General features: G+C 43.1%; 7 protein-coding genes. 4 read left to right on the top strand and 3 right to left on the bottom strand.

Features of this window, described 5'->3' with window-relative positions; all coding sequences use genetic code 11:
• From DXA55_RS16435 to DXA55_RS18005, 3 genes are all read right to left on the bottom strand, one after another.
• Nucleotides 1-1,782 (bottom strand): ABC transporter permease (locus DXA55_RS16435; RefSeq protein ID WP_147342038.1); only part of this gene is annotated, 1,782 nt, incomplete at its 3' end.
• Entirely contained in the window at nucleotides 1,772-2,530 is a 759-nt protein-coding gene (locus tag DXA55_RS16430) for an ABC transporter ATP-binding protein (protein ID WP_242998655.1), read from the bottom strand. The genes DXA55_RS16430 and DXA55_RS16435, both read right to left, overlap by 11 nt.
• Nucleotides 2,531-2,596: 66 nt before the next feature.
• Nucleotides 2,597-3,571: an amidoligase family protein gene (locus tag DXA55_RS18005; RefSeq protein WP_023922623.1), complete on the bottom strand. Its 975-nt coding sequence runs from the start codon at nucleotides 3,569-3,571 to the stop codon at nucleotides 2,597-2,599.
• Nucleotides 3,572-3,966: 395 nt separating this feature from the next.
• Between DXA55_RS18005 and DXA55_RS16420 the strand changes: the two genes are divergently transcribed.
• The 4 genes from DXA55_RS16420 to DXA55_RS16400 all read left to right on the top strand — a co-directional run bounded on the left by DXA55_RS16420 (nucleotide 3,967) and on the right by DXA55_RS16400 (nucleotide 8,287).
• Entirely contained in the window at nucleotides 3,967-7,017 is a 3,051-nt protein-coding gene (locus DXA55_RS16420) for an SrtB-anchored collagen-binding adhesin (RefSeq protein ID WP_003060618.1), read from the top strand.
• Nucleotides 7,018-7,252: 235 nt separating this feature from the next.
• Nucleotides 7,253-7,579 (top strand): YdcP family protein, encoded by a 327-nt coding sequence (locus tag DXA55_RS16410; RefSeq protein ID WP_003059926.1) that lies wholly within the window; start codon nucleotides 7,253-7,255, stop codon nucleotides 7,577-7,579.
• A gap of 15 nt (nucleotides 7,580-7,594) precedes the next feature.
• Nucleotides 7,595-7,978, top strand: a complete 384-nt coding sequence (locus DXA55_RS16405; RefSeq protein WP_003062614.1) for a YdcP family protein — start codon at nucleotides 7,595-7,597, stop codon at nucleotides 7,976-7,978.
• A 168-nt stretch (nucleotides 7,979-8,146) separates the two neighbouring features.
• Nucleotides 8,147-8,287 (top strand): helix-turn-helix transcriptional regulator, encoded by a 141-nt coding sequence (locus tag DXA55_RS16400; protein ID WP_330415362.1) that lies wholly within the window; start codon nucleotides 8,147-8,149, stop codon nucleotides 8,285-8,287.
• The last annotated feature ends 3 nt before the right edge of the window (nucleotides 8,288-8,290 follow it).

Genomic DNA, 8,290 nt, shown 5'->3' with positions numbered 1-8,290 from the left:
CAGGGTCTGGTATCTACGCCCGGTTTTCTGCTGGCTCATCAGGAACTGAACACCCACAATGGTGTTGGCAACCACCAGGAACACAATCGCCAGATAGAGGGTAATATAGCTGGATGCTACGGTATAGAAAAGCTGGCGTCCCATGTTCTGAAGATAGCTTTCATATTCGATACCTATTTCGTCCAGCTCCTCGTTCAGACCAGAATAGGCAGTCATAAGGCTATTTCCTTCCATAGCCTGCTCACTGAGTACCGCATTCACATACGTATCATACATTCCTTGGGTATGATAGAGGAAAGCTTCATCTGGAAGAATCAATGCAAAGGACAAAGTAATAGAACGATCCGTAATCAAATTTACAGACTGAACCTCTCCAGTAAGATAAATCGGACTGCCAACCAGTTCCGTTTCAGGCTGTTCAGTAAGTATGCCGTTCAGCATTGCGGTACGATTTACAGTAGTAAAGTCGAAACCTATATAAACAGCGGCTTCATCTTCACTTAATTTAATGACAGGCCTGCCGGACAATTCCAGTAAACGATTATAGTCCGACAGACAAATCAAATACGGGGATGTGGCATAACCAAGATTGTCCAGAAGGACATCCCGATCTTCCGACTGGGGCAGGCTCCGAAGAGAGTCCATAACAGCGTCCATGCTGTAGGCATTCTCATAATCTTCTGTGGTGCGAATATGCCCAACCTTCATTTCAAAAAGCTCAGAAAACTGATTTTCCAAACCGTTTTCTTTCAGGACTGCCTGTATATTTGGAAGAACCTGCGCCGAATCTTCAACGGTATGATCTTCAAAGGTATAGTCGATTACATGGCCAGTGGATAGATTGTTCGTTCCTGCGATTCCCACGCCTGCACCAAAGCAACACAGTGCTGCCAGAATCAGCAGAGAGCTGATTGCCATGGAGCTTGACTGATGAATGACATTCTCCTGAATTTGACGGAAGGTAAATACATGAAGCTGCTTATTTCCCTTGCCTTTTTTAACAATCAGTGCAATCAGTGCCCGCATTCCATAGAACAGCAGCATCGTACCAGCCGAACCCAACAGTAAAGTCAGCCCCATCATACTTACCTTCGTCCATGCAATTCCCTGAATCGCCATGCAGTAAGCCACTGCCAACATCACACTTCCGCATACAGCAGCCAGCCCATAGATAACAGAGGGCATTTGCTTTTGGGAGCGGTTCGTCGGCTGGGATAATAAAGTTCCAATCTCCTGTCGGCTGATCTTTCCGCTCAAAATCAGAAGTGCCAGCAGTTTAATACCCAAGAATCCTGCCAGTGTCCATTTTATTGCAGACCAAGACAAAGAAAAATGATGGCCGATGATCCCCATACCCACAAGCTTAGCGGTGACAAGACTAACAATTTCCGAAAGCACTACAGCCGTAGGTAAGCCAATGAGCAGCGCCAGAATACTGCTTAACAAATCCTCCGCCAAAAGCATACAGAACAGTTTGCTTCTGCGCATTCCCAACATCAGATAGACACCAAACTCGTGGCGTCTGCGCTCAAATTGATACTTGCAGGCGAAGTAAATCAAGAAGAAAAGAATACCCAAGGTCACTCCGTAAAACACAGGAATTAGAAGCAGGAGACTGTTCACTGCATCGCTCTCCATTTTCTGCAAAAAAATCATTACATCCTGGGTGGAGATGGAAAGAATCATATAAAAGGCAATAATAGAAATCACCAGGGAGCTGAAAAACAGGCCGTTTTCCTTTCGGCTGCGGCGACAGTTTCGAAAAATCAGATTAGAGAACATTGGAACTCCCCCCTCCCAGTTGCGCCATCACCTTCAAGATGCGTCCGTAGAACTCCTGTCGGCTTTCATCTCCACGGCGAAGCTCATGGAAGATCACACCGTCCTGGATGAACAGAATACGCTTGCAAAAGCTGGCAGCATTAGAATCATGGGTCACCATCAAGATCGTTGCCTGTTCGTCGCAGTTCAATCCGGACAGTTTTTCCATAATGTTTCTTGCATTCTTGGAATCCAAAGCACCGGTAGGCTCGTCGGCAAGAATCATTCTGGGGTTCAGGATTAGTGCCCTTGCTGCCGCTACACGCTGGCGCTGCCCCCCAGACATCTTGGAGGGAAATTTGTCCAGAACATCGTTGATTTCCAGATACTTCGCCAACTGGCTTAGACGCTGGTTGCTCTCCTTTTCGGGTATACCATGCAAAGAAGTTGGAAGCAGTATATTTTCACGTCCGGTCAGATTATCCAGTAGCTCAAAATTCTGAAATAGATAACCAACTTTTTTTCCACGGTAATCTGCAAGAGTCCTTCCCTTGAGTGCTTGCAGATTAACGCCCTCCACCTGAATGCTTCCACCTGTGGGTTGAATCACAGTCGCAATACAATTGAGCAGTGTGGATTTACCAGAACCGCTGCTTCCCATAATGCCAAGAAACTCTCCCGGCATCACCTGGAAGGTGATCCCATTCAGTGCCTTTGTTTGACTTGGCACATTGCCATAGATTTTTGTTAAATTTTCAATATTCAAAATGGTTTCATGTGAATACCTCCTATCATTTGTAATAAAATGATAGCATGGGAACACAGCAAATACCACTTACAGTTGTTGTAAGGATTCAAGATATAAGTGGCGGCTCAAGAGGACGAGCATATATTTTGTGAGAACATCAGGCGACAATGATAAAATATACCGGATCGCCTCATTGGCAAACCAGTTCGTTTTAATTGTATCCCAATCAGCAAGCCGGACAATCGACCCTGTGCCGCTTTCAAAATCGAATACAATTTCGCCCCATTCGCCGTCGCAGTCTGCTTGATATTCGTAGATTGCGGCGGCGATTTTCTTTTTTCGTTTGGTTTTGGATTTTTGTTTCAGCCGGACAGCATGGATTGCACCTTCAGCAACCAGAAGTTCCGTCAGTTTGTCCACTGCTCTGCGGTAGGCTCGCTCTGCACCGCTGGCGTTGTAATGCTGATTTCTGCCGTAGCTGCAATCCTGTGAACCGTACCAGATGTCTGCAAGCTTGCTCATTGTCTTTGGCTTTTTCTTGTTGACCTGCTCTAAGAATCTTGGGTCAACCGTTCTGCAGTAGCGTCTCATTCTGCCTCTGTCAAGGTCAAGTGCCTCGGCTATCAGACTTTCGTGGCTTGCCATGATGTTTGCAAGGTTTCTCATTGTCTGTGGGGTATGTCCCTTGGCTCCGATGTGAATGTGTACTCCGCATCCCCTTGTTGCATCACTCTTGGTCCCTGCCTTTCTAAGTTTCCTGATCAGTTCCTGCAAGGTTTCCATATCTTCGTATTTAAGAATCGGTGTAACCATTTCGCATTTGTGGGCATCATCTCCGGCAATGCTGACATCCTTTTGAAATTTCCATTCTCTGCCCTGCTCATCCCATGCTGACCAGGTCATGTAACCATTTCTGCTTGCTGTATTTTCGTATCTTCCTGTTCCAAAGAAATCGGCTGCAAGTCTTGCCGCCTTATCTCTTTTGATATTGTTCATCTCGACCTCAACTCCGATGGTCTGTTTTTTCATTTTCTCAATCTGATGTGCTATTTTTTCGTTCATTCTATGTACCTCCGTTTGGTGTATTTCTTTCCTTTTGGTAGTACTATATATCACTCTAAAAGCACATAATATCAAGTTAATTAGAGCCATATTCTACACAATCTTTCAGCTAAAAACACAATAAAAATCTGATTATCCGCTAAAACACAGTATCTATCAGCATTTTCAAGGAAACAAACACATCAATTTACTACTTATTTACTACCATTGAATGAGCCTTGATACGCAAGTTTTCCTAGATATGCAAAGATATGGTACAGCACATCAGTATTGAAACAAGAAAAATTGAATAACTCATAGACTATGGAACGCCTAAAATGACGTTCCTTTTCTATTTTCAGCCGTTCATTATGGACGGTTATTTTATTACCAAAAATGAAAGGAGCATTAGATTTATGAAAAAGATGTTAAAACGATTGTGTACGGGCTTCTTAGCTCTTGCAACTGTCGTTACTGCTTTGCCGACTACACCCGTTCATGCAGAAAGTAAGCAATACTGGACGGAGTCAAAAGAGCGTGTCGGTATCGTTGAAAAAGTAATGAATGACGGTTCGATTGGTTCTACCTTTAATGAGGGACATTTGACCGTTGAGGGCGAGGACGCTTACTGTATCGACATTAACACAGACTTTAAGAATGGCTACAAGACCAGAGCTGACGCAAGCACCCGTATGAGTGCCGACCAGATAAGCGACGTTGCCTTATCTATCGAATATGTAAAACAGTACACAGACAGCCACAACGGAATAAGCAAAAACCACGCCTACCTTTTAAGACAGCTTGTTGTCTGGCAGAGATTAAGCGTACATCTTGGCTGGCAATGCGATAACGTGCGAGCTTCTTATGATGAAATTCCAAAGGCAACGCAGGACGAAGTTTTCGCTGGTGCAAAAGCCTTTGTCAAAGAGAATAAAGGACGCTATGAATGTGGCGGTTATATCTACTCTGGCGAGGGGCAGGAATTGGGACAATTCTGGGCGAAACTCAATGTTGGAAATGCGAAACTTCAAAAGACTTCCAGTAATACCAGCATTACAGACGGTAACGGGAATTACTCTATCGCTGGTGCGACATACGGTGTCTTTGCTGATAAGGACTGCACGAAACAGCTTGCCACCCTTACGACTGATGAAAACGGAAATACAGATGTCGTAGAGGTAACGGCTGACACAGTCTATATCAAGGAATTATCCGCACCAGCAGGATATAAGGTTGATACAAATATATATTCCTTAAAGGTTGAAGCTGGAAAGACAGCGACCTTGAACGTATCAGATACACCAAAGGTAACAGACACTTTGATTGAACTCTTCAAGATTGATATGGAAACACAGAAAGACAATCCGCAGGGGAACGCTTCTTTAGCAGGTGCGGAATTTACATGGAAGTATTATACTGGCTTCTACAATAAAGACAATCTCCCTGCCGAAGCTACAAGAACATGGGTTACAAAGACAATCGCCGAAACAGACAGCGACGGTACAATCCACTATGTTACAAAATTAGCGGACGCATACAAGGTATCTGGCGACAGTTTCTATATGCAGGACGGCAAAGCCGTTCTTCCACTTGGAACACTAACCGTAGAAGAAACAAAAGCTCCAAACGGTTACTTGCTGGACGGTGCATATATGCAGGCTGGCGATAAGTCCGAACAGATTAAGGGCTTATATGTAACACAGATTACCGAGGACGGCGACCTTGCCGTATTGACTGGAAGTAACCAGTTTTCTGTATCAGACAAGGTTATCCGTGGCGGTGTGAAAATTCAGAAACGAGATTTAGAAACGGGCGATACAAAACCACAAGGAAGTGCCACTTTGAAAGATACTGCCTTTGACATCATTTCCTTAAATGATAATGCGGTACTGGTTGAGGGCAAGCTATACAAGAAAAATGAAGTGGTAAAGACAATCCATACAGACATTGAGGGTGTCGCTTCTACGTCTGCTGACCTTTTACCTTATGGAAAATTCCGTATCGTTGAGAGTGAAGCTCCAAACGGATATTTGACAGACGGTGCAAAACCGATTGATTTTGCAATCACAGAGAATGGAAAAATCGTTGATTTAACCGACGAAGCCCATTCTATCTACAATCAGATTAAGCGTGGAGATATTGAGGGCGTAAAAATCGGAGCAGGCACACACAAGCGTCTTGCTGATGTTCCCTTTAGGATCACAAGCAAGACAACGGGCGAAAGTCATGTTGTGGTAACTGATGATAACGGGCAATTCTCCACTTCTTCTGACTGGGCTTCTCATAAGCATAATACCAACGCAGGAAAGACCAGCGAGGACGGTGTATGGTTTGGAACTTCTAAACCAGACGACAGCAAAGGGGCGTTGCCTTATGATACCTACATCATTGAAGAAATGCGTTGCGATAGTAACAAAGGCTTTGAGCTTATCCCACCTTTTGAAATCGTGGTATCAAGAAATAACCTTGTGATTGATTTAGGTACTTTGACTGATGAATACGAAAAAGAAATCTCTATCCATACCACAGCGACCAGTAAGGACGGCGAAAAGACAATCCTTGCAGGAAAAGAGGTAACAATCGTTGATACCGTCAAATTAGACGGACTTACAAAAGGCACAAAATATCAGCTCAAAGGCTGGCAGATGTTAAAGGAAGAAAACACCGAGCTTCTTATCAATGGAAAGCGTGTAGAAAATGACTATACCTTTATCGCTGATGATGAAGCTATGAAAGTGGAAATTACTTATACATTCAATGCGTCCGAGCTTGGCGGTAAAAATCTGGTAACATTCGAGGAATTATACGATTTGAGCAATCCAGAAGAACCCGTAAAAGTTGCGGAACATAAAGACATTGAGGACGACGGACAGACGGTACTTATCACAGAGCGTATCATCAAAATTCATACGACTGCTACCGATAAGGACGGCAACAAAGAGCTTGAAGCTGGAAAAGAGGTAACAATCATTGATACCATAACCTTAGAGGGCTTAGAAGTCGGCACACAGTACAAACTTGTAGGCTGGCAGATGTTGAAAGAAGAAAATGCAGAGCTTCTTATCAATGGAAAACGTGTGGAAAGTGATTACACCTTTACCGCAGACAGCGAAACTATGAAAGCGGAAGTTGCCTTTACCTTTGACGCTACTTCTCTTGACGGCAAACAGCTTGTAACTTTTGAAGAATTGTACGATTTAAGCAATCCAGACGAGCCGAAGAAAGTTACCGAGCATAAAGACATTGACAACGAGGGACAGACGATTACCTTTAAGGAAAAACCCGAAGTCCCAGAAGAACCAGAGAAACCCAAAACACCACAGACACCAGATACACCGCATAAAACAGACAGTCCAAAAACGGGCGATAACACGAACCTTTACGGACTGCTTGCATTATTACTAACTTCTGGTGCTGGACTGGCAGGTATCTTCTTCTGCAAACGCCGTAAAATGAAGAAATCATAAGGCGGTAACGATATGAGAAAAGAAAAATCACGTTCTCCGCCGATACCGTGTCGGCAGACTTCCGCTTATTCTGGCTTGTCTGCTACTTACCTGCAAGAACACGGATAGTCAAGGGTGCGTAAGCATTTATTTTACCCTTTACTATCTGGGGACTTGCTGGTACTTCCCTAACCGCCAGAATAAGAAATCACTATCAAAAACTTATCAAATATAGAAAGAAACGAGGTAAAACAATATGGAAATGAAATATGTCGTGCCAGATATGGCACAGTCTTTTGGAACACTTGAATTTGCAGGCGAAAGCGAGCCTATCTTTGAAAGAGATAAAAATAACCGCAGGGTCTTAGCCAGACGAAGCTACAACCTTTATTCTGATGTGCAGAAAGGCGAAAATGTTGTCGTGGAAATTCCCGTGCAGGCTGGCGAAAAGCATTTCAAGTATGAACAGAAAGTAAAACTTGTCAATCCGAAATTATACGGCAGAGGTTACGCAATTGGGGATATGGGACATACCGATTATGTGTTACTTGCTGATGATATTGTAGCAGTTGAAGAAAAGTAAAGGAGTGAAAATATTATGAGATTATCAAACGGTTTTGTTATTGACAAAGAGAAAACATTTGGAGAATTAAAATTTACAGCAGTGCGTGATGTATTCTTGCAGAATGAGGACGGGACACCGAGTACCCAGCTTAAAAAGCGTATCTATGATTTGAAGTGCAGTCTGCATGGTGGAATTATCCCCGTGTCTGTACCGCCAGAAGTACCAGTAAGGGAATTTCCGTACAATGCAGTTGTGGAGCTTGTCAATCCAGTAGCCGATACGGTATCACGAAAAACCTATACGGGTGCAGATGTGGACTGGTATGTAAAGGCAGAGGATATTGTGTTGAAGAATAAAGGCAATCAGAACGCAGGCAATCCACAGAACCATGTACCGCAAGGACAGATGAAAAAATAAATGTGAGCCCATATTTTTCTTGTAACTTATATATAGAACCGATATAATTAGTTGAAAAGTTCTGTTTTAAGCCATGTAAAACTATTTTGACAAGGGAAAATGGCAATGTCAAAGGCTTTTGACAGACAAAATAGCTATATTCATATACAATAAAGGAGAAGATTCAAGATGGATATTGGATTACAAATCAAAAAATTTAGGGAACAACAAAAAATTTCTCAAGAAGAACTGGCTCTTAAAATATTTGTTTCAAGACAAACAATTTCTAACTGGGAAACAAATAAAAGTGTCCAGATGTTAAAAGTTTAATTA

Origin of the sequence: Blautia sp. OF03-13, from assembly GCF_003460685.1 — a bacterium.
In the GTDB taxonomy this organism is placed as follows: Bacteria; Bacillota; Clostridia; order Lachnospirales; family Lachnospiraceae; genus Fusicatenibacter; species Fusicatenibacter saccharivorans.
This window is presented reverse-complemented; position numbering and strand designations above follow the sequence as displayed.